Origin of the sequence: Aeromonas sp. s9 (genome assembly GCF_040907765.1) — a bacterium.
In the GTDB taxonomy this organism is placed as follows: domain Bacteria; phylum Pseudomonadota; class Gammaproteobacteria; order Enterobacterales; family Aeromonadaceae; genus Aeromonas; species Aeromonas caviae.
In genome coordinates, this window is sequence record NZ_JBFOCK010000013.1 from 1 (window position 1) to 24842 (window position 24842).

Below are 24842 nucleotides of genomic sequence, written 5' to 3' on the forward strand. Positions count from 1 at the left end.
TGGTCGATGCCACCATCATTGAGGCACCCAGCTCGACCAAGAACAAAGAGCAGCAACGCGATCCGCAGATGCATCAGACCAAGAAAGGCAATCAGAGGAAATCTGGGACACCCACCTTTTTGTGTGGGGCGTAACGCCACCAAATCCCACGCTACCGCCCATGGATTACAGCTTCCAATATGTTCCATTGACCAGCGAGGGCAGTGATCCATCGCAGTTCAACAGGTTCCAGATAGCCACTGTAATGAGGGAGTTCTGGGACACCCACCTTTCTGTATGGGGCGTAACGCAACCAACTCCCACGCTACCGCCCGTGGATTACAGCTTCCAATATGCTCCACAGAAATCTGGGACACCCACCTTTTTGACACCCACCTTTTTGACAGCGACGTAGCCCTGTACTTGGCTTGAGGTGTCACTGCCCAGGGGGTGAGCCATGACCATTGCCCGTTCACGTCAAATCAGTTTGCAGGATACGCCTTACTATCATGTGGTCAGTCGCTGTGTGCGGCGGGCGTTTCTGTGCGGGGAAGATACCCACTCCGGCCAGAGTTACGAGCATCGGCGCCAGTGGGTAGTGGACAAGTTGGGCCAATTGTCGCGACTGTTTGCCATCGGTGTTTGTGCCTATGCGGTGATGAGCAATCACTATCATCTGGTGCTCAAGGTCGAGCCGGATACCGCTGCCAATTGGAGCGAGCGAGAGGTGGCCGAGCGTTGGGCTGCGCTGTTCCAGTGGCCGCTGCTGGTACGACGCTGGTATCACGGGGAATCCCTGATTGAGCCCGAACTGGCCGTGGTGCAACAACTGATAGGGCAGTGGCGGGAGCGGTTACATTCCATCAGCTGGTTTGTGCGGCTGCTCAATGAAACCCTGGCTCGGCAGGCCAATCGGGAAGACGGTTGCAAGGGCCATTTCTGGGAAGGGCGCTTCAAGAGCCAGGCCTTGCTCACCGAGCCAGCCGTGCTGGCCTGCATGACTTACGTTGACCTCAACCCGATACGAGCGGGATTGTCCGATCGGCCTGAACAGAGCGATTACACCAGCCTCAAGCAGCGTCTCGATGGCGAGCAGTCCGCCGCCCCATTGCCGCCGTTGTTGTTGCCATTCGCGCACGAAGCACGACCCGATAGCCTGCCATATGCCTTTGCGGATTACCTGATGCTGGTGGACTGGACAGGTCGCGCCATCCGAGTGGACAAACGGGGCCATATCCCGGCTTCTCTTGCCCCCATCCTGGCGCGGCTGGGGGTGGACGAGGTGCGCTGGCTCAAGCAAGTTACGCTGTTTCGGCGCCAGGGCATCAGAGTGGTGGGTGACAAAGAGCATTGTCAGCAGTTTGCCTGGCACTGTGGCCAGCGACGGTGTCATCAACCATCCCTTTGAGTGATGAATACTTGTGTCATAGCAACGTCCGGTATCGCGCCAGCACCCCGCCTGTGTGATCGCATCTGAATTGGCGTCATCGATGCCAAGACATTCTCTTTAATCCCCCGAGTTTCACAAATGCCATCGCAAATGCTGGATGACGAGTTGTGCTGGGCGCTGGGTGAGGGCTTTCTCCAAAAGATGGCTGTCCTGATAAGGCGCCATGAATTGGCGTCATCGATGCCAAGACATTCTTTTTAATCCCCCGAGTTTCACAAATGCCATCGCACATGCTGGATGACGAGTTGTGCTGGGCGCTGGATGAGGGCTTTCTCCAAAAGATGGCTGTCCTGATAAGGCGGGTTGGGGAAGAGGGGCTATCGGTCCTTTGTCAACAGGCCCTTTCTCACAATGCGGCGACACCGTGGGTGTTGCTTGAGCAGGTGATTTTTGCATCAGTGAAACAGAGTGGGTGATATGGTTCCTCTAATGGAACAATCCGTACACAAAGATGGCTGTCCCAAATAAAAAAGAGACCTTATCGGCTGTCCCAAATAAAACCAAATAAAAAGGGAGCTTATCTTGCTCGGTCCATGGAGAAGGGGGGAGATGACGACGTCCCTTGGGGATCTTTTACAAGAGTCGGCAAATATGGGGACCCACCTTTGGCTCGCATGACCAAACCTGATGCCAAGGGGCGGGTTGGCCGATATCTCGAAGGGGGGCAGTGTTGGCAATAAATAACAAGGGCGACCAGTTGGTCGCCCTTGTGTGATGGGCAGAAGCGCGTGCTCTGCCTGTGACGTGACGGTTATTGCAAGTCCGTGCTCAGGCTGGGGGCGCCGAAGTTCACCAGGGTGGCATGGGAGTGCTCGAAGTACTGTGACCAGAAGTCACCGAGTGCATCCATGGTCTTGCCGGAACGATAGGCGTATTTCACCGCGTCGGTCACCAGCCCGGCGCCCGTGACGTAGACGCGAGCGCCTTGCAGATCGGCAAACAGCCCCTTGCTCTTGGCCTGCTTGAGCTCGTCACCGACATTGAGCTGCTTGATCTTGTTGGTGGCATAGAAGCTGGTGTAATCGGAGTGCTCCAGCATGTCCGAAATGAGGAACACGACGCGGTCATTGACGCCTTGCTCGGCCTTCATATCGTCACCCACCTTGCGCAGCGAGTTCATGATCTCGCTCTTGGGGATGTCCTGGCGGGCATCACGCAGTGCTTTCACGAACTGTTTGCCAAAGCCGTTACGAAAGACCTTGGTCTGCGTCGTCAGGCAGGTGTCCAGGCCGCGCAATTTGCGCATGCTGACATCGTCCCGGATCTCCCCTTCCAGCGGCATATCCAGTTGCCCCGCGTAGGCCAGGCGAAGGTATTCGCCAGGCAAGAAGGCGGAGTACACAAAGATGGCTGTCCCAAATGAAGAAAGGCTTTGTTATCTTGCTGGATACGTTGGCAAGGGCGAGTCACGTGGAACGTTCAAGTCAGGAGCAATCAGATGGCGATAACAACGCGATCCCGAAGAGAGAAGGTAGGCAGTGGGCTCGGGCTGGTGATGGGGCTCATCGCCTTTAACCTGATCGTGCCCCTGCTTCCGGTTGCAACAGAGATGTCGGATATGACCCGGATGATAGGTGCCATGGTCAGCGCCATGCTTTGCGCCGAGCTGGGCGCCAGGATTGGCAAGTGGCGGGATGCCAAAGAGCAGGCCAGGTCGGCAGAGTAACTAGACGTGAGAAGAGCGCCAATCGCCCGAGTGCGGCGGTGTGTGCGGGTGTAACAGGCAGGGCGACAGTTGTCGCCCTGCCTGTTTTGCTATCGCGGTTTGCCGCTCAAGCGCCGCGCCGCCGGGGGTCGCTTCGATGGGAGGAAGGTGGCCAGGGTGTCGCGGGGCGATGCCGCATTGCATCAGAAGGCGCCTGGAGCGAGATGGCGCCAAGGCTGGATCTGCGAGGGAAATCCTGAGATCGTGCAGGCAGTTATCTGGTTATCCCCTTGAGAGGAGTACCCATGCGCATTGCCTTGATTGGCCTTGGCGATATCGCCCGGAAGGCCTATCTGCCGCTGCTTGCAAACGACGAGCGAGTCACCCCGCTGCTCTGTACCCGGAGTCCCTCGGTGCTCGGCAAACTGGCGCGCCAGTACCGGATTGGCGAGTGTTTTACCGAGGTCGATGCGCTGCTGGCGAGCCGACCTGATGCGGTGATGATCCACGCTGCCACCGCCGTGCACGGCAAACTGGCGGAGCTGTGCCTGCGTGCCGGCATTCCCACCTTTGTGGACAAGCCGCTGTGTGACAACGCAGGAGAAGTGGAGGCGCTCGCCAATCTCGCCATCGCCAGAGACTGCCCGCTGTTTGTGGGCTTCAACCGTCGCTATCTGCCCGCCATGGCCGCCGCACGCGGCCAGCCGCTGACCGAGCTCCATTGGCAAAAGCACAGGCACGCCCTGCCGGGGGCGCCTCGCCAGTTCCTGTTTGACGACTGTATCCATGTGCTCGACAGCCTCTGCTGTTATGGCGGCGAGCCGGACGGGGAGCTGCATGCGGTGCTGCGACGCAGCAGTGAGCAGCCCGAGCTGCTGGCCGGGGTGAGCGTCGCCTGGCAGAGCGGGCAGATGGCGGTGAGCGGCAGCATGAATCGCAGCGCCGGCATGACCGAGGAGCGCATCGATGCCTATGGCGACAACCTCTCATTGCATATCGAGAACTGCACCCGTGGCCTGCTTGCGCGAGACAACACAGTGCAGACTCTGGCTCCGGGCGACTGGCAGCCCGTGCTGGCGAGCCGAGGCTTTGTCGCCATGCTCGAGCACTGGTATGGGCAGATTGACGCCGGGCGGACAGACGGGGCGCTGGTCGAGAGCTACCTGCAAAGCCATCGACTGGCAGAGCGCCTCGTCGCCCTGGCAAAGGGATGACCCGAATGCAAGGGGCTGGGTGACACCGGCAGGCATCACTGGCCAGAGAATCGGCAGAGCACTGTATGAGATGGTGGCTCCTTGCGCAGTCAGCCGGGAAAGGTGCCAGCGAGCGAGCCAAGCGAAGGCGGGTTTGTTATCTTGGCGGCCATCAAGAGCTGCAGGGCAAGAGATCGCAATGAAGAAGGTGTCGAAGATGAGATGGCTGACCGCAGTGGGCGGGGTATTCCGTTCATGAGCATCATTCTGGGGATCGATCCCGGTTCGCGCATCACCGGTTACGGGGTCATTCGCATCGTCGCGGGCAAGGCGGAATACCTGGGATCGGGCTGCATCCGCACCGATCTGGGGGAGCTGCCGTCTCGCCTGAAGCAGGTCTATGACGGGGTGAGCGAGATCATCACCCAGTTCAAGCCGGACGAGTTCGCCATCGAGCGGGTCTTCATGGCGCGCAACGCGGACTCGGCCCTGAAGCTCGGCCAGGCCAGGGGAAGTGCCATCGTCGCGGCGGTCAATGCCCTGCTGCCGGTGAGCGAGTATTCGGCCACCCAGATCAAGCAGGCGGTGGTGGGCACCGGTGGCGCCGCCAAGGAGCAGGTGCAGCACATGGTGACCCATCTGCTCAAGCTCTCTGCCACCCCCCAGGCGGATGCGGCGGATGCCCTCGGGGTGGCGCTCTGCCACTTCCACACCCGTCAGAGCCTCATTCGCATGGCCGGGCGGGCCAGCGGATCGGTGCGCGGCCGTTATCGCTGATCCCTGGAGGAGGGCTACCCGGTGTTGGCAGGGGAGCGCCGGGTGCCGGAGCTGCTGGCAAAATCGCTGGTAGGGTCACAATCTGTCGCGTCCCTCCATAGGACTCCCGTGGAGAAGCGCACCGGGCGGGGGGATATCTTTCTACTTTATCAATAACTTGTGACCTTCATCACATATCCGCGATGAGCCGGGTCGGTTTCGTCTTGCTCCGCCACACTCCCATAATATGGCGCCTGTTCAATAACAGTGTCCGTATGAGCCTTTCTGGCTCTCGTGTTAATCATCATGGGAGAGACAAGAGTGAAACCTTTTGCTGCTGAATTTATGGGAACCTTCTAGCTGGTACTGGGAGGCTGCGGGAGCGCCGTGCTGGCTGCCGCCTTCCCCAATGTGGGGATCGGCTTGCTGGGCGTCGCCCTGGCGTTCGGTCTGACCGTGCTGACCATGGCCTATGCCATCGGTCATATCTCGGGTTGCCACCTTAACCCGGCCGTGACCGTCGGGCTCTGGGCCGGTGGCCGCTTCCCGGCCTCCAACGTGCTGCCCTACATCGTGGCCCAGGTGCTTGGCGGGATCGTGGCAGGTGGCGTGCTCTATGTCATTGCCAGCGGACAGGCGGGTTTTGATGTGAGCGCAGGCTTTGCTTCCAACGGCTATGGCGAGCATTCCCCCGGTGGTTACAGCCTGCTGGCCGCACTGGTGTGTGAAGTGGTGATGACCGGTTTCTTCCTGTTTGTCATCATGGGGGCCACCGACAGCCGTGCGCCGGCCGGGTTTGCTCCCATCGCCATCGGTCTGTGCCTGACCCTCATCCACCTCATCAGCATTCCGGTGACCAACACCTCGGTCAACCCGGCGCGCAGCACTGGCGTGGCGCTTTTTGTCGGTGACTGGGCCGTGGGCCAGCTCTGGCTGTTCTGGGTTGCCCCCATTGTCGGTGCCATTCTGGGTGCATTGGCCTATCGTGTGATCGCCACGAAAGAGTGATGTGTTGCTAGTTAACGTGTGGTATCGACACGCCCCCGGGCGTGTTTTTTTATGCCTGAAGGAATACCGGGCAGGGCGCCATGCTGACGATAGGGTGCGGCATGATCACAGTCCCTTGGCGCTCAGCATCTCTTTGTAGCGCTGATGCAGCAGCTTGACCCGTTCCACATAGGCCCGGGTTTCGGCCAATGAGGGATGCCGCCGTGCTTGTACCGTACCGGTCCTACAACCCCTTGGCGCTCAGCATCTCCTTGTAGCGCTGATACAGCAGCTTGACCCGTTCCACATAAGCCCGGGTTTCGGCCAATGAGGGATGCCGCCGTGCTTGTACCGTACCGGTCCTACAACCCCTTGGCGCTCAGCATCTCTTTGTAGCGCTGATGCAGCAGCTTGACTCGTTCCACATAAGCCCGGGTTTCGGCATAGGGCGGTATGCCGCCGTGTTTTTGCACCGCACCGGCGCCTGCATTGTAGGCGGCGGTGGCCAGGGCCACATTGCCGTCATACTGCTTGAGCAGACCCGCCAGGTATTTCACCCCGCCAAAGATGTTCTGCTCCGCCAGCAGGGCGTTGCCGACCCCGAGCTCGCGCGCCGTGGCGGGCATCAGCTGGGTCAGTCCCATGGCGCCCTTGCGGGAGACGGCCAGAGGATTGAAAGCGGACTCGGCATGGATAAGTGCCCGGATGAGGGCAGGCTCGACCTGATAAGCCTTGGCTGCCGCCTGTATGGTGCTGGCGTAGTCATAGAGGAAGAGGCCTGTCGTGCGCCAGTTGACCTTGGACGCCGGATCGCAGGCATAGCAGTCGTTGAACAACAGCAGTTCGTAGTGACCCTGCTCCGGCATCATGTCGGAATAGCGTATGACCCCGTTCTTTTGTACCGACTTGTAGACCTGGATCTGACGGCTTGCAGGCTTAGCGGGTTCAGGGGAGGGGAGCGGCGCCGTGGTGAGTGCCACGGTACGCGGCGTGGGAACCGGGGAGGAGACAGCCGTCTCCGGGGTCAGGATCACCACCTCTGCCGGTGGCGGTATCTGAGCCGGGGCTGCGTGGGAAAACAGCGGCATCATGCCCAGCAACATCCATGCTTTCAACGGCTTGCTCCTTAAGCCTCGTTAGCCACGTTGAGTAAAGCATTCGGGATGGCGCAGAACAAGTTCCCGTGAACAGGGGAGGCTGGAAATGTGATGGCAGAGGGACGTCCCGCCTGTGTGCTCACTCAGGACAAGGGGCGCGGCTCATGGCGTCAAGGGACGCATGATCGCAACCTCGTCTTTTCCATCGAGTTATTGGCTTTTTTGTAAGTTAAAGGCGTGTTATCTTGCTGTTGCTCCACTCTGGTCAGATCTCTTCGTGGAGCCAGAGAGCGAGCAGGAGAGGGCCGGTATGGCCAGAGCGAAATGGGCATGACAAGCAGGCGAGCGATGGAGCTCAGATTCGAAGAGTACTGTGATGCGGATCTTTCCCTCATCAGAGACTATTACGAGACGACGTTTTCCCACTATGTCCCGGATTTGGCAGAACGGATTTTTGTGGTTCGTGATGCGCACTGGCTGGTGGGGGCGGTGCGCCTGCGCGATGAACAGGATTACTACCACTTGTGCGGCTTTCGTCTGCTCCCTCACTACCAGTCCCTGGGGCTGGGGTCCCGCTTGCTACAGCATGCCTGCCGCGATCTTTCCGACAAGCCCGTGATCTGTCACGCCCTGCCGTTCGAGAAACCCTTCTACCTCAAGGCGGGATTTGACCACCTTCCCCTGCATGAACTCGACGGGCCCCTTCACTCCCTCTATCACCAGCAGCACGAACAGGGTTACCAGATCGAGCTGCTGGTGCGTCAGGCGAAGGCGCCTGTTTTCAACTGAGATCTTATTGGGGTTTGGTCAGCAGGTGGATCTTGCCTGGTGACAGCTCCAGCCCCAGCAGATTTTCCTTGAGCCAGGCCTGATTGGGATCCTTGTCATCCAGCTTGTAGACAGGCTGGGTTTCCAGCCGTTTCTCCATGCTCTGCAGCAGCATCTTCAGCATGAAACCAAACTTCTGTTCCGCCGCAGCAGGCTCCAGCTTGTAATCGATGAGCTTCATGTTGTCGAGGAAGAGCGCACTCTTGGCCTTGTCGTAGCGGGGCCTCGCCTCATAGGTCATGTTGAGGCGCGCGTCGTACTCGGTCTGATCCGGGAGCGCGATTTTCAACTTGCCTTTGCCAAACACCCTGGCGGTATCCGGGCTCTGGCGACCAATCTGCACATCGCTCTGCTCGAGTTGCACATGGGCCTTGATGATGCCGGGCAATTCCAGCTGTTTGTCCACTTGCACCTGGGATTGCAGGTACTGATTTATCTGCTGCTCATTGATGTCATATGAGCCTTGACCTAGCATGGCCAGACTCAGCAGCATAGATTGCAGGATCATGCTAACGACCTGATAGAATGGGTGTGCCCCATAGCATACCATCCCGACCCTGTGGGGTCTGCCCGTGCCATCTGTCCAATACACCAAGGAGTCGCCTTGCTCGACGGTCTGGAATACGACATTCAGTTGCTGTTTTCCCGCTTTCTCGGCTGGTTGTTGCTGTTGTTTCACACCGTGATCGTGGCAGGGATCTCCCTGCGGGTGGTGATGAAGCGACGTCCCATCGGGGTATCCCTCGCCTGGTTGGCCCTCATCTATGCCATCCCCTTCGCCGGGGTCGGTTTCTACGTGCTGTTTGGCGAGATACGCCTCGGTCGCACGCGGGCGGAGCGGGCCCAGGCCATGTACCGTCCTTACGCCATCTGGATCCGCCAGCTCGCGCGCCTCTTCCCCCAGCACTGCTGCGAGGTGGGCAGCAAGGCACGCCCGCTCCACGATCTGATCCAGGGACGCTTGGCCATGCCCATGCTCTCGGGCAACCGGATGACCCTGCTGCACAAGCCCAAGAGTATCGTAGAGGAGATAGTGCGCGACATCCGGGGCTCCTCCCAATCCTGTTATCTGGAGTTCTACATCTGGCACCCCGGCGGGGATGTGGACGAGGTGTGCGAGGCGTTGATGGAGGTGGCGGCACGCGGCGTGGATTGTCGTGTCTTGCTCGACTCCATCGGCAGCAAGACCTTCTTCCGCTCCTCCTGGCCCAAAACTTTGCGCGCCGCCGGTGTCAAAGTCGTGGAAGTGTTGCCGGTCGGCGCCTGGCGAATCCCCTTCCAGCGCCAGGACTTGCGCATGCACCGCAAGCTGGTGGTGATCGATGACAAGGTTGGTTATACCGGCTCCATGAACATGGTGGATCCCCGTTTCTTCAAGCAGGATGCCGGGGTCGGCCAGTGGGTCGACATCATGATCCGGGTGCAGGGCCCCGTGGTGCCGTTGATGTGGTCCACCTTCGTCTGGGACTGGGAGATGGAGACCGGCGAGCGGCTGCTCGACAGTCTGCAACATGAGCCGGAAGCCTGGCCACAGACCAACTATCGAGCCCAGCTCATTCCCTCAGGCCCCTTCGTCGGCGGTGACTGCATCCAGCAGAGCCTGCTGCTCGCCATCTACCAGGCTCGTCACCATCTGGTGCTGACCACCCCCTATTTCGTGCCGGACGATCCGCTGGCTGCGGCCCTCTCTTCGGCGGCGGCCCGCGGCGTGCTGGTGCAGTTAGTTCTGCCTGCGCGCAACGACTCCCTGATGGCCAACCACGCCAGCAACTCCTTCATGGAGGATCTGCTGGCGGCAGGAGTGGAGATATACCGCTATGATGCCGGATTGCTGCACACCAAGAGCGTGCTGGTGGACGATGATTTAGCCCTGGTGGGCACGGTCAACCTCGACCGGCGCAGTCTCTGGCTCAATTTCGAGATCACCCTGCTCATCGACAACCCGGTGTTTGTCGCCGAGATGAACCAGCTGGTGCAGGGCTACATGCTGGAGGCGACCCCCATGTCACTGACCAGGTGGCGTGCCCGCCCCTGGTACAAAAAATTGCTTGAGAACATCTTCTACCTGTTCAGCCCCCTGCTGTGACAGCCAGAGCGTGGACCCCAAGCCGTTGTCTGGCTTGTGTTGATGCCCATCCTCCCCGTAGAGTGCGCCCATGCACCCGCCATTGAACCATTGTGGAGAAACAGAACTGATGAAGAAAAAAGTGGCCTTGGCCGTCGGAGCCGTGTTGGTGGTGGGAGGGCTTGGCGCCTGCTGGTACACGGGCAATACGTTCGACCGGATCCTGGCCGAGCAGATCGCCAGGGCGCAGCAGGAGAGCGGAATCGAAGTCACCTGGAGCCCGGAGACGGAGAATCTGTTCACCCGCGACGGCGTGCTCAAGGTGGTGGTGCCGCCCCAGACGCTGGCGAGTTTTGATCCCCAGCTGGCGGGAAGCGAACCCATCGAGATGCAGTTCGCGTTCAACAGCCGCCTGTTGCCGCTCTATATCAAGAGCCACCTCCAGCTTGATACCGCACAGGGCACGCTGGCGCCCATCCTGACCTCTCTGGGGATGCAGCAGTGGCAACTGGGGGCAGAATCGGCGAGCAGCCTCTGGACCATGAGCAACAGTTCCCGCTTCTGGGTGAGTGACTTCAAGGTCAAGGAGGGGCTCAACGAGTTCACCTTCCTGCCCTTGAACGGCGACTATCGCGGGGATCTCGACGGCAATGGCCATCTCACCGCCCACTGGTTGGGGATGACGGTCCACGATGCCCAGAGCAAGACAGATCTGGCCTTGGCGGATCTCAAGGGCAGTGCCGACATGGCCGAGATCAGCGGGCTCTGGCTCTCTCCCCGCAGCGATGCGACCCTCACGGCCTTCACCCTGACCCAGCCGGGGAACGTCAAGATCACGCTGGAGGGGCTGATCACGGCCACCGAGCTGGCGGGGGACGATCTTCAGACGCTCTCCACTCGCTATCAGATGAAGTTGGCGACCCTCAACATGGAAAGCGAGGAAGACCGGCTCGCGCTGACCCAGGGAAATCTGGATCTCTCCCTCAAGGGGCTGGATCTCGAGGGGTATCAGACGCTGCAAGAGGCCAGCAGCAAGCGGGTGGACGAAGCGGCCATCCAGGAAGCGCTGGACAAGATGCTCCAGAGAGGGGCCACACTGGAACTGGCGGATCTGAGTGCGCGATTGAACGGTGAGCCTGTCAGCCTGCAAGGGGAGGCCAAGCTGGCGCCCACCACCCTGGCACAGTTGATGGGCAGCGAGGAGGGGATGCAGGCACTCTCCGCTCTGCTTCATGCCCACCTTGGGGAGAAGCTGGGCCAGGCCGTTCCCCAGTTGGCCCCCATGCTGGAGCAATTCACCGCCATGGGATATCTGAAGGCGCAGGAGTCACAGCTTCAGGCCGAGCTCAAGCTCGACAAAGGGGCCGTGACCGTCAATGGTCTGCCGCTGCACCCGTGAGTGCCGCGCAATGAAAAGGCTCCCTCGGGAGCCTTTTTGCTGGGGTGCGCGCAGCCGCTTACTTGAACACGACGGTCTTGTTGCCGTAGACGAAGACCCGCTCGTTCAGCACCAGTTCCAGCGCCCGGCTCAGCACGGATTTCTCCACGTCGCGTCCGGCCTTGGCCATGTCATCGGCACTGAAGGTGTGATCGACGTGGATCACGTCCTGCTCGACGATGGGGCCTTCATCCAGATCGTCGGTGACGAAGTGGGCGGTGGCACCAATCAGCTTGACCCCGCGGTCGAAGGCTTGACGATAGGGGCGGGCGCCGATGAAGGCAGGCAGGAAGGAGTGGTGGATATTGATGATCTTGCGCGGATAGGCTTCCACGAAGCTTGGGGTCAGCACACGCATGTATTTGGCCAGGATGACGTAATCCGGCTGGTAGCCATCGATGAGCGTGCGCACTTGCTCCTCATGCTCGGTGCGGCTGAGATCCTCGTGGCTCACGCAGTGGAAGGGGATGTCGAACTTGCCGGTCAGCTCGGCGAGGGTGTCGTAGTTGCCGATGACCGCGACGATGTCCATGTCCAGGGCGCCGGCATAGTTTTTCATCAGGATGTCGCCGAGGCAGTGAGTCTCCTTGGTCACCAGGATGACGATGCGCTTCTTGCCCGCCTTGACGAGACGACGCTGGGCGCCGGCAGGCAGGGCATCATCGAGGTCGGCCAGCAGGGTCTCGTCGTTGAAGCGCCCTTCCAGCTCGGTGCGCATGAAGAAGCGGCCGTTTTCGTGATCCACGAACTCGTCGTTCTTGTTGATGTTGAGCTGGTGCTTGTAGCAGATGTTGGTGATCTTGGCGATGAGACCCTTGGCGTCGGGGCAATCGGTCAGCAGTATTTTCTTTTCCATCTCTGTCATGATTCCGTTTGTGATGTTGGCACCCGGTCTGCGCGGGCGCGCGCGTTTTTGCTGGCACTATGCCACAAACGAAATCAGAAAGGACAGCGCGCCGTGTATCGGGTGGTGCTCGCGCGAAAATTGCCGTGCAGCCAGCACCCGGTTTGTCTTTGATGGGTTTTTGGCTGGCATCCTGCGTCTTTTTTCTTTAGGCTGTCTGCGCTTATTCTCAGGGCGGGGCGAAATTCCCCACCGGCGGTATCCCGATGTGACTCGGGGAGCCCGCGAGCGCCCGACCCGGCATTCATCCGGGACGGGGTCAGCAGATCCGGTGAGATGCCGGAGCCGACGGTCATAGTCCGGATGAAAGAGGATAAGACAGATATTGCTGGCCAGACCCTGCCGGGTTGGCTGCCGCATGGCTACTTCTGTCTGCCTTTCCATGCCCTGATTCTGGTCCTTGTCTTTTTTAGGAGTCTTACCATGAATCAGTCTCTACTCAGTGAATTCGGTGATCCCATTGCTCGCGTCGAAGCCGCGCTGGCCGCCCTGCGTGCCGGTCAGGGTGTGCTGGTGGCCGATGATGAAGATCGCGAGAACGAAGGCGATCTCATCTTTGCCGCAGAAACCATGACCAACGAGCAGATGGCCATGATGATCCGCGAGTGCTCCGGCATCGTCTGCCTCTGTCTGACCGACGAGCGGGTTCGCCAGCTCGAGCTGCCGATGATGGTGGAGGCCAACTCCAGCCACTATCAGACTGCCTTCACTGTGACCATCGAAGCGGCGCAGGGGGTGACCACCGGGGTGTCCGCCGCCGATCGCATCACCACCATCCGTGCGGCCATCGCCGACGGTGCCCGGCCCTCCGATCTGCATCGACCCGGCCATGTCTTCCCGCTGCGCGCCCGCACGGGTGGGGTGCTGACCCGCCGTGGTCACACCGAAGCGACCGTCGATCTGATGCAGCTCGCCGGGCTCAAACCTTACGGAGTATTGTGCGAGTTGACCAAGGAAGATGGCTCCATGGCCAGGTTGCCGGACCTGGTGGCCTTCGGTCGCCAGCACCGGATGCCGGTCCTGACCATCGAAGATCTGGTGCAATATCGTCAATTGCTGTCAGAACGTTCAGCCTGAGCCTCATACGAAATTGTAATAAGCCCAAATTTTGGTTACGCTTTGTGCGAACCTCATCCAGGGACACTCATTTTTGCTTAAAGTTTGTACGGAAAGTGTGCAGCTAAAAAAAAATGAGGGTTTTAACGCATTTATCTGTGATGGGGCCTATCCAAAGTATGATTTTTTTGTGCCATAATCACGCCGCTTGCTAAACGTCTGGCGAGTTAAAGGGAGCTTTTAAAAATGAAAAAAATGTTGTTGGTAGGTGTTGTTGGTCTGTCCGCTCTGCTGGGCGGTTGTGCAAACACCAGCGAACTGGAAACTTCCGTTCAGAATCTGTCTAACAAAGTTGACCAACTGGCTCAAGATGTTAGCGCTGTTCGTGCTGATCAGTCCAAGATCGCTGCTGATGTTGCAGAAGCCAAGCAAGAAGCTATGCGTGCTAACCAGCGCATCGACAACATGGCTACTTCCTACAAGAAGTAATCCATGCGAAAAAATGGCGCATTTCAATGCGCCATTTTTTTTGCCTGAAATTCATCAAATTACTGCGTTTCCCCGCTGAAACCCGCCTGACAAGGCAATGCCGACGAATCGGCATCCCCTCATCTGATTTTCCTGTCGCTCAATAGAGCAGGCTGTAGAGCTTGCGACGATAACTCTGCGCTGCAGGGTGCGCACCCATGGTTGCCAGCACATCGAGATAGATCTTCTTGGCATCGCCAAAGGCGAGATCACGTTTGAGGATGGTGAACAACAGGGCCAACGCCTCCTCTTGTCTACCAACCTGGCTGTAGAGCACCGCCAGCTCCTGGGCGAGGGCATGGTCATCAGGCTGTTCAGCGTGGCGCAGCTCCAGGGCGCGCAGCTCAGGACTGTCGCTGGCCTGCAGCGCCAGCGAGAGGCGGGAGCTCAGGGTCTGGTAATGATCATCCTGTGCCACCATGGGGATGGTCGAAAGCAGGTTCTGCGCCTCATCAAGGAGATTGAGATCCAGCGCGGCCTGTATCAGCCAGAGCGTGATGTCGTGACGCTCGGGGGCGAGGCGATGGGCCTGGCCAAGATGGGTGTGCGCCACATCGGCTTGCCCGTTCTCCAGCGCCTGCTTTGCCTGATCGAGCAGCAACTCCTCCTCTTTGGGGGCAAAGGCGGCGAAATACTGGCGCAATGTGGCTTCATCCTGCGGCCCTTCCAGAATGGCCTGTTCATCCGGGCGCCCCTGATGGAACAGCACCAGCGCGGGCAGTGCGCGCAGGGCAAGCTGGCTGGCCAGAGGCTGCAACTGGGGGTCGTTCATGTCGACTTTGGCAAGGGTCACCGCTGCATTGGCCGGGCCGACCAGCGCTTCCACTTGCGGGGTCATGGCCTGGCACTCCGGCATCTGGGGGGCGTGGAAATAGATGACGACCGGCTTTTTCATGGACGCATCGAGCAATTCTGCGTGGAAGTTCTGGGGAGTGATGTCGACGATCATGAGGCTGACTCTCGAAAAATGGTGTGGATCAACATGGGGTCCAGCGGGATGGAATTCAAGCGCGCATCCAGCAGATGGGCATCGACCCGGCGAGTCGGGGCAGCCAGGCTGAGCCATCCGCTGCCCGCGGGCCAGTCGCGGATTTCATAGTGGCGATTGTCGAGATGATTTTTGAGCTGCCATGCCTGCTCCGGAAGGAAGCAGATTTTGTCGAGTCCGGCGGAAATACCATCGCCATGCGCCTTGAGCACAGCTTCCTTGCGAGACCATAGCCGATAGAAGGCCGAATGTTGCTCCTCTCGGGGCAGGGCGTTCAACCATTGGTATTCGCTTGGCGCATAGAAGCGTTTGGCCAGCGGCAGTATGGGGCGGTGACGCAATCCCATCTCGATGTCCACCCCAAGGGGACCCTCCTCACAGAGGGCGATCACCAGCCACTCTCCGCTGTGGCTGAGGTTGAACTGCCAGCGATGACTGAGCAGTGTCGGTTTGCCATGCGTACCGATGCCAAAAGTCAGGGCATCGGCCCGGCAATGGAGTCGCTCGGCCAGCAGGCGGCGCAGCAGCACCCGGCCGAGCAGGTACTCATGCTGGCGACCCGCCTGGTGGATCTCGTGCCAGTGACGGCGTTCATCCGGGGCGAGTTCGGATGCCAGCCTGATCACCAGGTCTGCATCAACGCTTGCCGTATTTAACAAATAGAGATCCGCAGATAGCATAATATTTCACTTAAAAATGGGGGTGAAATAGCGATAACAGTCCGTTTGATGCGCTCAAAACCGATGCTTTCAAGATTGTATATTGTTTGTGCATGATCACATAAATTGCGCTAAACAGAGTATTTCCTTGCAAAAATGTGAGGTCGATTGGGATTTTCGCTTGCCTCGATAGAATTCTTGGATATAGTCGGGTGCTGTTGCCTTATAAATTGCCCTTTCGGGCTGCATTTTAACAAGTTTCACTCTTTTTGCGGGGATAAAGGATTGCGCCACCTGATGCTACTGCTGGTCGCGCTCGGAATGGTGGGTTGTGCATCGGCACCCCAACCCGAGGTCGCGAGCAAGATCGAGGTTTCCATGATGGAACCCGTGATTGAACCCGAAGTTTCACCAACCCCTGACGTCAACGAAATCCTGACCGTATACAAAGAGTGGCGCGGCGTTCCTTACCGGATGGGAGGCAGCAGCCAGCGAGGCATCGATTGCTCCGCCTTCGCCCGTGAAGTGTTCCGCAATGCTGTCGGCATTGAATTACCCCGCGATACCCGCTCCCAGGTCCATGAAGGCACCCGGGTTTCCAAACAGGATCTGGTCGAAGGAGACCTGGTCTTCTTCAAGATCAACCGCCGCCTCAATCACGTGGGCATCTATGTCGGCAATGGCGAATTCATCCATGCCTCCACCCGCGCCGGGGTGACACGCTCCAAGCTCGACAGCACTTACTGGCGCAGCAAATTCTGGCAGGCACGCCGGATAGACATCTGAGTCAGGCTGGACAAACGGCTCGCAGTACGGACTGTTTTTCCAACCTCACTTGAACCGGGCCCTCAGGGCCCGGTTTTTTTATGACCCTCGTTTAGACTTTCCCTGGTCGACTCTCTATAGTGTGGCCCCCTTGATCCTCGGCAGGTCCAGCATGACACCCCAGCAGAAAACCGGATTGCACCCGCGCAATCGCCATCAGGCACCCTACGACTTCGACGCGCTCTGCCAGCGTACCCCGGCGTTGACGCCTTTCGTGTTCACCAACGAGCACGGCACCCGAACCCTGGACTTTGCCGATCCGGCCGCCGTCAAGACGCTCAACCGGGCATTGCTGGCACTGCACTATGGCATTGCGCATTGGGATCTGCCCCCCGGCTATCTCTGCCCGCCCATTCCGGGCCGGGTAGACTACCTGCATCGAGCCGCGGATCTGCTGGCCGAGAGCGCGGGATGCGTACCGACGGGCAAGCAGGTTCGAGTGCTGGATGTCGGTGTCGGGGCCAACTGCATCTATCCCTTGCTGGGCGCCCGGGAGTATGGCTGGCGCTTCGTGGGCTCAGACATCGATCCTGTGTCGGTGAAGGCGGCAACCCTGCTGGCCACCAGCAATGGATTGGGCAACCAGATCACATGCCGTCATCAGGGTAACTCCAAGCATGTCTTTCGCGGGATCCTGGGGCCGAAGGAGCACTTTGCCCTGACTCTGTGCAACCCGCCGTTTCATGCTTCTCTGGCGGAAGCGAGCAAGGGGACGGAACGCAAGCTGCGCAACCTGGGCAAGGGCCAGGCAGTGGCCGGTGCGCCCGTGCTCAATTTCGGCGGTCAGAAGGCCGAGCTCTGGTGCGAGGGGGGCGAGGCGGCGTTTCTGGCGGCCATGATAGAGCAGAGCAAGGAGTTTGCCAGCCAATGCCTCTGGTTCAGCTCGCTGGTGTCGAAAAAGGAAAATCTGCCTGCCGCACGAAAGGCGCTGGCTCGGGTGGGGGCGCGGGAGGTTCGCGTGCTCGACATGGCGCAAGGCAACAAGGTGAGCCGGATCCTCGCCTGGAGTTTCCTGGACGATGGGCAGCGCAAGAGCTGGTGGACCGCCCAGGGGAAATGATCGAGGACGGGGCTCAGTGGCGACACGGGCCCCGTCTCTTTTTCAGATCAGATGTTGATTCGTTTGCAGCCTTCCATTCAATCGTTTTCCTGCCCGTGTTTGCTCGCATGTTAGTGACCACTCTCGCGCCTGGTACAGGTGTACGCCGAGATTTTTTTGTACTTGCTGATGAAACTTTCATAAAATAGGACTGGTTAGACCTCTTTACAGGCTTTGAATCGAATAGGGATCGGTAAATGAAAGTTGTCGATTTTCTGAAGCACAAGCGCGAAATTCTGGCGCAACACCCCTTTGAGCTCAAGGATTGGCTCTCTCCGGCGATCCGCGACTACTGGCGTGAGTTTCAGCAAAAGGCACACCTTCACCCCTTGCTGGGAAGAGTGCTGGATCTGCAGGGGGAGTCCCAGGATGCCCGCCAGCAAGAGGCTGCCAGAGTCACCCAGGTCGCGAATGGCCAGCCTGCCCTGGCGCAGGATCCCGTGGTGGAGCTCGAAGGTGAAGCGGCGGCACTCTATGCCGAGTTGCAGACCCGCATCGGTGAAGAGACCCATGTAGGTGAGTGGTTGCAGGTCACCCAGGCGTTGATCAACCAGTTCGCGACCGTGACCGGCGATCATCAGTGGATCCACACCGATCCCGAGCGTGCGGCGGCCGAGTCTCCCTTCAAGACCACCATTGCCCACGGCTTCCTGACTCTGGCCCTGCTGCCCCAGTTGACCGGTTCGGTGGACGAGAGCACGCCGGAGTTCCCGACCGCTCGCATGGTGGTGAATTTCGGCCTGGAGCAGGTCCGCTTCCCTTACCCCATCAAGGTGGACAGCAATATCCGCGCCCGTACCAAGCTGTCGCGTGTCACGCCCATCAAGGGGGGCATCGAGCTCCTCAAGGAAATCAAGATAGAGATCGAGGGGATCCGTCGCCCTGGCTGCGTCATCGAGTCGGTCACCCGGATCTATTTCTGACGCGCTCGCCTTGCGTCCATGAACACAGGCCCACTTCGGTGGGCCTGTGTCGTTTCTGGCGGGTCAGAAACTCGCTCCCAGGGTGATGAGGTGACGCCACTCCTTCTCGCTCACATCCCTGTGCAGGCCATGGTAGTCGAGCCAGGCATCGTCCCAATCCAGTTCGCTTGACCAGGAGAGGCGCAGGTGATCGTTGAAATAGTACCTGAGGCCCAGGCTGCCGCTGACGGACTGCTTTCTGGTCAGGTAGGGGGAGGGTTGATCGACGAATTTTTCATAACTGCCCTTGCCAAACAGCTCGAATTTTTCTTCCCAGAGGGTCCAGGGCTGCCGGTAGTCCCACCCCAGGCTGACGAAGGGGTAATTGATGATCCTGTCGTCAAACAGGTCTGAGTTGCTCCACACCTCCGGCCTGAAATAGGCCCGCTCCAGGCCGAGCTGGCTGATGATCTCCAGCCGGCGTTGCCTGTCATTCCAGAAGCGGTAGCCGGGGCCGGAAGCATAGTCAATCTCCAGATAACCGGCATCGATCATGTTGTAATCGATGTCGACGGAAGATCGCAGGAACCAGTGATCGTCGAAGAAGAAGTCGAGCTTGGGTTTGAGCTTGTATTCGTGGCTGTCGGTGATGTTGTTCGCCGTTTCGTAGATGTACTCGCCATCCAGGCTGTAACGCCAGTCCAGATTGGCAAACTCGGTGGAGACCTTGAGATTGACGTTGTTGGTCTTCTTGGTGTTCTCCTTGAGCTTGATGTTGAGATCCCCGTTCCCTGTCAGCAGCCAGGCATTGGCCTCGTCAGGAGAGTCCAGCAGGGGGATCCCCGTCTTGGTGAGCGGCTTGGGTTTTTCCTGCTTGTCCAGACGCCATCGTTTGATGGCGCGGCGCGGGACCGTCATGGCCTGACTGTAGGCGGGCTTGATGCGGATCTGCTCGTCCGTGATCTCCTCTATGGTCCCGCTCACTCGATCGCCGTTGTGCATCCAGAGGATGTCCGCCATCGCCGCGGAGCCAGGCAGCAGAAGCAACAGGCAAACCACATGACTGATTCTGTTCATGGTGGTCAGGCCTTCAGCCGCTCACGGGTTTGGGCAGCCCGCTCTTGCGCTCGAGCAGGGCGGTCACCCGGGCACTGTCGATGTCGGGGGCAGCGATGAACTGCTCGGCTTCGGGGGAGAGCACCAGCGGCGCCCCTTGTGCCATCTCCGCTTCGGTGCGGGAGAGGGGGGAGTGTACCTCCAGCCAGCGACGACCGTCGGGTTCCACCGCCATCTTGACCGGCTGGTTGATGACCCGGACCGGGGTGCCGACGGGAACAAGACCAAACAGGGTTTCGATGTCATCCGGGCGCAGCCGGATACAACCCGCGCTGACTCGCAGACCGACCCCGAAATCCTTGTTGGTGCCGTGGATGAGGTAGTCCTTGTTGCCATAGCCAAGACGCATGGCGAACTTGCCGAGGGGATTGTCGGGGCCGGGGGGGACCACGGCGGGCAGATCGATCCCCTTCTGCTCCAGCCAGGACTTGCGGACCATGGGGCCGGGCACCCAGGTCGGGTTGGGATTTTTCGCAATGACGGTGGTGGTCATCTCCGGCGTCTCGCGGCCGATGTCACCGATCCCGATGGGCAGCACCATCACCTCCTGCTTGCCCTTGGGGAAGTAGTAGAGGCGAAGTTCAGGCAGGTTGATGACGATGCCTTCTCGCGGCACGTCGGGCAGCAGCATCTGGGTCGGCAGAGTGAGCCGGGTGCCCGGGGTGGGCAGATAGGGGTCTACGCCGGGATTGGCTTCGAGCAGTGCCAGAAAGCCTGTCCGGGTATGCTTGCCGATCAGTTCCAGATGATCGCCAGGCTGTACGATGTAATCTTCCAGGGCGCCGATGAGACGGCTGTCCGCTGGCGGCAGGGGATAGGTGTTGGACCAGACAGGTGCGGCCCAGAGGCTGGCGGCGGCCAGCAGCAGTGAGACGATACGAGTGTTGAACATGGTTGTTCCTATCGGCTGGGGCGAGGGACGGGTTCCCTTCCAAAAAATGAGCAGAGATTGTCAACGAATCCCGCGGGGATTACCAGTCCGGCACCATGACTGCCGGGAGGGCGGTGGCGAGCGCGTCACAGGGTGTCACTGGCCCATCAGGCTCGCCGTATTCACCCGCCCGGAACCGGGTACAGGGTGGAGACAGTGAGCGAGGAGGCGCTGCCGGGTGAAAGTCACTGGCGTTGGGAGGGGCGGGATCGCCGGATGGCGGTTTTATCGCCAGTCGTCTGATCTGCAACGAGATTTACATTGATTTCCCGGCTAGGGTTGGGTCAATATGAGTGCCCGTGGAGAGATGCCGGAGTGGCCGAACGGGATTGACTCGAAATCAATTGTGGCAGCAATGCCACCCAGGGTTCGAATCCCTGTCTCTCCGCCATTTATTCCCCTCAAGCCCGCGTCCGTCGCGGGTTTGTCATTTCTATCTCATCTCTGTCCATCCCCCGGCTCAGCCATCTCCCAATGTCTTTTCCGATTTGAGGCCTGTGGTCACGGGGTCGCGAAGTCTTACCCCATTCTCTCGAATGTCCATTCACCTGATTAGCCACTTGCCGGCCCAGACAGGTCTCCCGGGTTCGTCACCAACATGGTGATGGGGAATAGGCCCGCACCTGCAGGGTCATCTGGCCGACCCCGCGAGCTCAGCCATCGCGATCCCCCTGATAGGCGCAGAAAGCCTGCGAGTCGATGTGTCCAGAGTTGGCTATTGGTGCTTGGTTTTCTATCCCGCAGCCATCATCAGAGCAACGTGGCTGCGGGTTGGAGGCTCATGCCTTGCGGCTGGCGAGCTGGCGAAGGCGCTGGGTGCTCTGGTGCAGACTCTGGTGCTGCACCTCGTTCAGGGCGCAGTGCTTGAGCACGTACTCGGCGCTGGCCACCACCGTCTTCCAGCGCGGTGCCTTGGGCAGGGTGTCGAGGTTCAAGTACTTGTCGAGGGTGCGGGTCTGGGGACTGGAGCGGTCCATGTAGACCCGCCACAGCTTGCTCTTCTCCGCCAGCACTATCTTGCCCTTGCCGGTGCTCTGCTGCCAGGTCTCCAGGGTGAGACGCATGGTGTCCACCAGGGCGCGGCGCAGAGGTTCGTCATCCTGCTGGCGAATGAGATCGTCCGCCAGCGACCTGAACTCCCCGCCCAGCCGGCTCAGTTCCCCCAGCAACTGGCCATCCTCGATGATGGCCTGGCGAGAGAGGCTCTTGAGGGCGTTCTCCAGTGCAGCCATGCGATTGTCGTCCTGGCGCGGTTCGGTGCCAAGGGTCAGCGCATAGGCGTGCTGCCCCCCCAGGTTGATGGGCAGGGCGCGGGCGCTGAGGGTGTCTCGCTGGCCCGCCACCAGGAAGTCCAGCTCCCGCACCGGCTGCGCGGTCATGTCGGGCCACTGGCTTGCCAGCGGGGCGGCCAGCCACTCGTCCAGCATCTGCCCCTCCATGGCTTCCGGCTCCTGACCCAGCAGGCGCGCCAGGGCCCGGGAGGCAAACAGCACCCCTCCTTGCTCATCGAGGAAGACCATGGGGTCGGCCCCCTCGCCAAGCAGGGCGAGGAGCCGCTCCTGATCCTGGTGCAGTTGCTCCTGGAGCAGCAGACGGTGCTCTATCTCCTGTTTGAGCAGGCGGTTCTCCACCAGGGAGGCGCGCCCGGCGCTGGCCTCCAGCAGGGCTCTCACCCGGGCGAACAGCTCCTCCTTGCAGAAGGGTTTCACCAGATAGTCGTTGGCCCCGGCGTTGAAACCCTCTTCAATCTCCTTGGGCTGGTTGAGGGCGGTGAGCAGCAGCACCGGCAGCTTCTCCTTGGGGTGCTGCTGGCGCAGACGGCGGCAGACGTCGAAGCCCGAGAGGGTGGGCATCATCACATCAAGCAGGATGAGATCCACCGGCTCCTGAGCCAGCTTGGTCAGGGCGTCGTGGCCGTCGCTGCTGGGCAGGATACGATAACCGCAGGGCTGCAGCAGGTGGCGCAGTATGTGCAAATTGATGGGCTCGTCATCCACCACCAAGATGACGGGGGCATCTTGCGGCGGGGGCGGCAGATCCTCGCTCTCCCAGTCCGGCAGGATGACGGGCTGCTGGCGCACCAGCTGGTGCTCTATCTGGCGGCTGTCGAGGGTCAGACTGCCCGCCTTGCCGCTGGCCAGCGGCAGGGTGAAGGCGAAGGTGGAGCCGACGCTCGGCTCGCTCTCCACGAACAGCTCCCCCCCCATCAGGTGCACCAGCTGGCGGGTGATGGAGAGACCGAGGCCCGCTCCCTGCTTGCTCACTTCCGGGCTCATCTGCACCAGGGGCTCGAAGATGTGCTCCAGATGGTCCCTGGCGATGCCGATGCCGGTGTCGGTCACCTTGATGCGCAGGAAGTTGCCTTCCACCAGGGCGCTCAGCACCACCTTGCCCTGGGGGGTGTACTTGATGGCGTTGCCCACCAGGTTGTAGAGCACTTGCTCGAGGCGCTGTTCGTCCGCCAGCACAGGGGGCAGTTCGGCGGGGCTCTTGTCCACCAGGGTGAGGGGCTTGGCCTGCACCAGGTGCTGGCAGAGATCCAGCACCAGCCGGATGACCCCCTTGGAGGAGACCGGCTGGGGGTGGATCTCCAGCTGGCCGTAGCGCATCTGGTGGTAGTCGAGCAAGTCGTCCACGAGGCGAGCCAGACCGTCGGCGCTCTTGATGATGAGGCCGAGCTGCTTCTGCTGCCCTTCGGTCAGGTCCTGCTGGCTGGCGAGCATGGACTCGGCCATCCCCTTGATGCCGTGGATGGGGGTGCGCAGCTCGTGGGAGGTGTTGGCCAGGAGCTCGTCTTTGAGCTTGTCCGCCTGTTGCAGGCTGAGGTTCTGCTTGTGGGTCAGCTTGACCTGCTGTTGCAGCTCCTGGGTCTGGCGTTCGATGAGCTCGATCTTGTCCTTCACCGAGCGCTGCATGTGGCGAAACGCCTGGGCCAGCCGGTCGATGTCGTCGTCGGTGCGGGGGATGGTGATGGGGTGATCCAGGGCGCCGTCAGCCACCTGTTCGGCGGCGGCGGTGAGGGATCGCAGGGGCGCCATGATGGAGTGGGAGAGCCAGCGGGAGAAGAGGATCAGCAGCAGCAGTGAGCCTGCCCCCAGCAGGATCACCAGGGTCTCGAGCTGGTGGATGGGGGCATAGGCCTCGCTGGTGGAGATCTCGGCGATGAAGGCCCACTCGGTATCGAACACCTTCACCTGGGTATAGGCGGCCAGCACCTCGTCGTCGTGGTAGGAGAGGAAGGGGCCGACCCCCTGCTCCCCGGAGAGGGCCTTGATGATGAGGGGGGTCTGCAGTGGCCGGAAGTCGGGGCTGAAGCTGTTCTCCACGCTGAATTCGGGGGCGAGCCAGGCGTTGGCGCGCATCCGCTTGTCCGGGCCGATGAGAATGGTCTCGCCGGTTGCGCCGAGCCCCTCCCGCTCCGCCATGATCTGGTTGAGCTTGTCCGGCAGCAGCTCGAAGATGACCACGCCGCGCACATAGTCGTACTGCATCACGGGAGCGGCGAGGTAGGCGACCACCTGACCGGTCAGCTCGTTGCGGCCAAAATCGGTGAATTCGAAGATCTGCTGGGGCTTCTGGCCGCCATCGAGGCGGCGCTTGATCTTGGCGAAGGTGTTGCCAAGACCGCTGGACTGGTAGGGGCCAGAGAGCAGGTTGGTGGCGAAGTTGGCCTGCTTGGTGACCGAGTAGACCACGTCACCGTTGAGGTCGACCAGGAAGATGTCGCTGTAGTTGGATTTGCGCACCATGTCGGCGTAGCCGCGATGGAAGCGCTGGTGGACGCGGCCATACATCTCGTCTGCCAGGATGAGGGCGCTGATGGAGGGCTCTATCTCCACCTGACTGTCAGGTTGTTGCAGCTTGTCCCAGGAGCCCGGCACATAGCGGGCCTGGGCGCGGGCACGGGCCTCCTGCGGCGTGGTGCCGAGCTTCTCGAAGGCACCGGTGAAACCGTAGAAGCGACCGATACTGTTGCCGGCAAAGTCCTGCTGGGAGAAGTTGATGATCTGCTCCTTGAGGTTGCCGAAGTAGTCTTGCAGCTGGTTTTTCTTGATGTTGCGCACCGAGACCAGATGGTTGGAGGTCTGGGTGGTGAGATCCTTGCCGTGGCTATAGAGGAAAAACAGGGTGACGACCAGGAAGGGCACCAGGCCCAACATGAAAAAAGCCAGCATCAGCTGCGGTCTGAGCCCCCGAGGCCTGAAGTTCCATTTCATCGCATGATTTTCAATTGAGAATCCAGTTACTAAGCGCGATGAGTTTCTGACTAAAGGCTAACTATTTCAATGGCTTTATCTTAAATTCGCTCGTCGGGTCACAGGGAGCGGGGGGATTTTCGACCAAGGCGTCTAAAGGGTGAGCAAACAGCACGGGAAAGGGCTCAAAGTGAGAAAAA

22 protein-coding genes, 1 tRNA gene, 2 pseudogenes and 1 riboswitch are annotated in these 24842 nt (G+C 60.1%); of the genes and pseudogenes, 14 read left to right on the forward strand and 11 right to left on the reverse strand.

Annotation, left to right across the window (positions count from 1 at the left end):
• The first annotated feature begins 436 nt into the window (after window positions 1–436).
• Complete coding sequence (locus tag AB5Y54_RS01650) at window positions 437–1387, forward strand: transposase (protein WP_368153143.1); 951 nt, start codon at window positions 437–439, stop codon at window positions 1385–1387.
• A gap of 793 nt (window positions 1388–2180) precedes the next feature.
• Here the strand turns inward: AB5Y54_RS01650 and AB5Y54_RS01655 are convergent.
• The gene (locus AB5Y54_RS01655) at window positions 2181–2771 is read right to left on the reverse strand and encodes a hypothetical protein (protein ID WP_368153144.1); all 591 of its coding nucleotides are present in this window, start codon (window positions 2769–2771) and stop codon (window positions 2181–2183) included.
• Window positions 2772–2867: 96 nt separating this feature from the next.
• On the opposite strand from AB5Y54_RS01655, the gene AB5Y54_RS01660 reads away from it, so the two are divergent.
• The 4 genes from AB5Y54_RS01660 to aqpZ all read left to right on the forward strand — a co-directional run bounded on the left by AB5Y54_RS01660 (window position 2868) and on the right by aqpZ (window position 6031).
• Window positions 2868–3095 carry a hypothetical protein gene (locus tag AB5Y54_RS01660; RefSeq protein ID WP_053288171.1) on the forward strand — a complete coding sequence of 76 codons (228 nt, stop codon included), beginning with the start codon at window positions 2868–2870 and terminating at the stop codon, window positions 3093–3095.
• Window positions 3096–3379: 284 nt separating this feature from the next.
• Window positions 3380–4288, forward strand: coding sequence for a Gfo/Idh/MocA family protein (locus AB5Y54_RS01665; protein ID WP_113977827.1), 909 nt, complete (start codon window positions 3380–3382; stop codon window positions 4286–4288).
• A 234-nt stretch (window positions 4289–4522) separates the two neighbouring features.
• Window positions 4523–5044, forward strand: coding sequence for a crossover junction endodeoxyribonuclease RuvC (gene ruvC, locus AB5Y54_RS01670; RefSeq protein WP_010673515.1), 522 nt, complete (start codon window positions 4523–4525; stop codon window positions 5042–5044).
• A 339-nt stretch (window positions 5045–5383) separates the two neighbouring features.
• The gene (aqpZ, locus tag AB5Y54_RS01675; protein ID WP_232098092.1) at window positions 5384–6031 is read left to right on the forward strand and encodes an aquaporin Z; all 648 of its coding nucleotides are present in this window, start codon (window positions 5384–5386) and stop codon (window positions 6029–6031) included.
• Between the two features lie 105 nt (window positions 6032–6136).
• Here the strand turns inward: aqpZ and AB5Y54_RS01680 are convergent.
• The 3 genes and pseudogenes from AB5Y54_RS01680 to AB5Y54_RS01690 form a co-directional block, all read right to left on the reverse strand.
• Window positions 6137–6240: pseudogene (locus tag AB5Y54_RS01680) on the reverse strand (lytic transglycosylase domain-containing protein); the annotation flags it as partial.
• A gap of 14 nt (window positions 6241–6254) precedes the next feature.
• Window positions 6255–6358: pseudogene (locus AB5Y54_RS01685) on the reverse strand (lytic transglycosylase domain-containing protein); the annotation flags it as partial.
• A 14-nt stretch (window positions 6359–6372) separates the two neighbouring features.
• Window positions 6373–7113: a lytic transglycosylase domain-containing protein gene (locus tag AB5Y54_RS01690; RefSeq protein ID WP_041213327.1), complete on the reverse strand. Its 741-nt coding sequence runs from the start codon at window positions 7111–7113 to the stop codon at window positions 6373–6375.
• A gap of 324 nt (window positions 7114–7437) precedes the next feature.
• Between AB5Y54_RS01690 and AB5Y54_RS01695 the strand changes: the two genes are divergently transcribed.
• Window positions 7438–7896: a GNAT family N-acetyltransferase gene (locus AB5Y54_RS01695; protein WP_029313989.1), complete on the forward strand. Its 459-nt coding sequence runs from the start codon at window positions 7438–7440 to the stop codon at window positions 7894–7896.
• A gap of 4 nt (window positions 7897–7900) precedes the next feature.
• Here the strand turns inward: AB5Y54_RS01695 and AB5Y54_RS01700 are convergent, their stop codons facing one another.
• On the reverse strand, window positions 7901–8443 hold the full coding sequence (locus AB5Y54_RS01700) for a DUF1439 domain-containing protein (protein WP_368153145.1): 543 nt from the start codon (window positions 8441–8443) through the stop codon (window positions 7901–7903).
• 96 nt (window positions 8444–8539) lie between these two features.
• Here AB5Y54_RS01700 and cls point away from each other — a divergent pair, with 96 nt between their 5' ends.
• Together cls and AB5Y54_RS01710 are read left to right on the forward strand one after the other, a co-directional pair.
• On the forward strand, window positions 8540–10021 hold the full coding sequence (cls, locus tag AB5Y54_RS01705) for a cardiolipin synthase (protein WP_368153146.1): 1482 nt from the start codon (window positions 8540–8542) through the stop codon (window positions 10019–10021).
• Between the two features lie 109 nt (window positions 10022–10130).
• On the forward strand, window positions 10131–11399 hold the full coding sequence (locus tag AB5Y54_RS01710; RefSeq protein WP_368153147.1) for a DUF945 family protein: 1269 nt from the start codon (window positions 10131–10133) through the stop codon (window positions 11397–11399).
• A gap of 58 nt (window positions 11400–11457) precedes the next feature.
• Here AB5Y54_RS01710 and purU read toward each other — a convergent pair whose 3' ends face one another.
• Window positions 11458–12294, reverse strand: a complete 837-nt coding sequence (gene purU / locus AB5Y54_RS01715) for a formyltetrahydrofolate deformylase (RefSeq protein WP_029313992.1) — start codon at window positions 12292–12294, stop codon at window positions 11458–11460.
• 209 nt (window positions 12295–12503) lie between these two features.
• Window positions 12504–12661, forward strand: a riboswitch (FMN riboswitch).
• A gap of 104 nt (window positions 12662–12765) precedes the next feature.
• On the opposite strand from purU, the gene ribB reads away from it, so the two are divergent.
• Together ribB and AB5Y54_RS01725 are read left to right on the forward strand one after the other, a co-directional pair.
• Window positions 12766–13419, forward strand: a complete 654-nt coding sequence (gene ribB / locus AB5Y54_RS01720) for a 3,4-dihydroxy-2-butanone-4-phosphate synthase (protein ID WP_010673523.1) — start codon at window positions 12766–12768, stop codon at window positions 13417–13419.
• A gap of 225 nt (window positions 13420–13644) precedes the next feature.
• Window positions 13645–13887 (forward strand): Lpp/OprI family alanine-zipper lipoprotein, encoded by a 243-nt coding sequence (locus tag AB5Y54_RS01725; RefSeq protein WP_010634682.1) that lies wholly within the window; start codon window positions 13645–13647, stop codon window positions 13885–13887.
• A 139-nt stretch (window positions 13888–14026) separates the two neighbouring features.
• On the opposite strand, the gene AB5Y54_RS01730 is transcribed toward AB5Y54_RS01725, so the two are convergent.
• A complete protein-coding gene (locus AB5Y54_RS01730; protein ID WP_368153148.1) occupies window positions 14027–14875 on the reverse strand; it encodes a tetratricopeptide repeat protein in 849 nt (282 codons plus the stop codon).
• Complete coding sequence (locus AB5Y54_RS01735; RefSeq protein ID WP_104454531.1) at window positions 14872–15594, reverse strand: 4'-phosphopantetheinyl transferase superfamily protein; 723 nt, start codon at window positions 15592–15594, stop codon at window positions 14872–14874. Before AB5Y54_RS01735 ends, AB5Y54_RS01730 begins: the two co-directional genes overlap by 4 nt.
• 276 nt (window positions 15595–15870) lie before the next feature.
• Here AB5Y54_RS01735 and AB5Y54_RS01740 point away from each other — a divergent pair, with 276 nt between their 5' ends.
• The 3 genes from AB5Y54_RS01740 (at window position 15871) to AB5Y54_RS01750 (ending at window position 18420) form a co-directional block, all read left to right on the forward strand.
• Window positions 15871–16359, forward strand: coding sequence for a C40 family peptidase (locus AB5Y54_RS01740; RefSeq protein WP_200164161.1), 489 nt, complete (start codon window positions 15871–15873; stop codon window positions 16357–16359).
• 151 nt (window positions 16360–16510) lie between these two features.
• Entirely contained in the window at window positions 16511–17458 is a 948-nt protein-coding gene (rlmF, locus tag AB5Y54_RS01745) for a 23S rRNA (adenine(1618)-N(6))-methyltransferase RlmF (RefSeq protein WP_368153149.1), read from the forward strand.
• A gap of 236 nt (window positions 17459–17694) precedes the next feature.
• Complete coding sequence (locus tag AB5Y54_RS01750; protein ID WP_010673529.1) at window positions 17695–18420, forward strand: MaoC family dehydratase; 726 nt, start codon at window positions 17695–17697, stop codon at window positions 18418–18420.
• A 63-nt stretch (window positions 18421–18483) separates the two neighbouring features.
• Here the strand turns inward: AB5Y54_RS01750 and AB5Y54_RS01755 are convergent, their stop codons facing one another.
• Both AB5Y54_RS01755 and AB5Y54_RS01760 read right to left on the reverse strand, forming a co-directional pair.
• The gene (locus tag AB5Y54_RS01755) at window positions 18484–19467 is read right to left on the reverse strand and encodes a DUF481 domain-containing protein (protein WP_181023132.1); all 984 of its coding nucleotides are present in this window, start codon (window positions 19465–19467) and stop codon (window positions 18484–18486) included.
• Window positions 19468–19489: 22 nt separating this feature from the next.
• On the reverse strand, window positions 19490–20407 hold the full coding sequence (locus AB5Y54_RS01760) for a L,D-transpeptidase family protein (protein ID WP_039039321.1): 918 nt from the start codon (window positions 20405–20407) through the stop codon (window positions 19490–19492).
• 340 nt (window positions 20408–20747) lie between these two features.
• Between AB5Y54_RS01760 and AB5Y54_RS01765 the strand changes: the two genes are divergently transcribed.
• Window positions 20748–20837: transfer RNA gene (locus AB5Y54_RS01765), tRNA-Ser, on the forward strand.
• A 388-nt stretch (window positions 20838–21225) separates the two neighbouring features.
• Here AB5Y54_RS01765 and AB5Y54_RS01770 read toward each other — a convergent pair.
• A complete protein-coding gene (locus AB5Y54_RS01770) occupies window positions 21226–24663 on the reverse strand; it encodes an ATP-binding protein (protein ID WP_368153150.1) in 3438 nt (1145 codons plus the stop codon).
• Window positions 24664–24842: the final 179 nt, after the last annotated feature.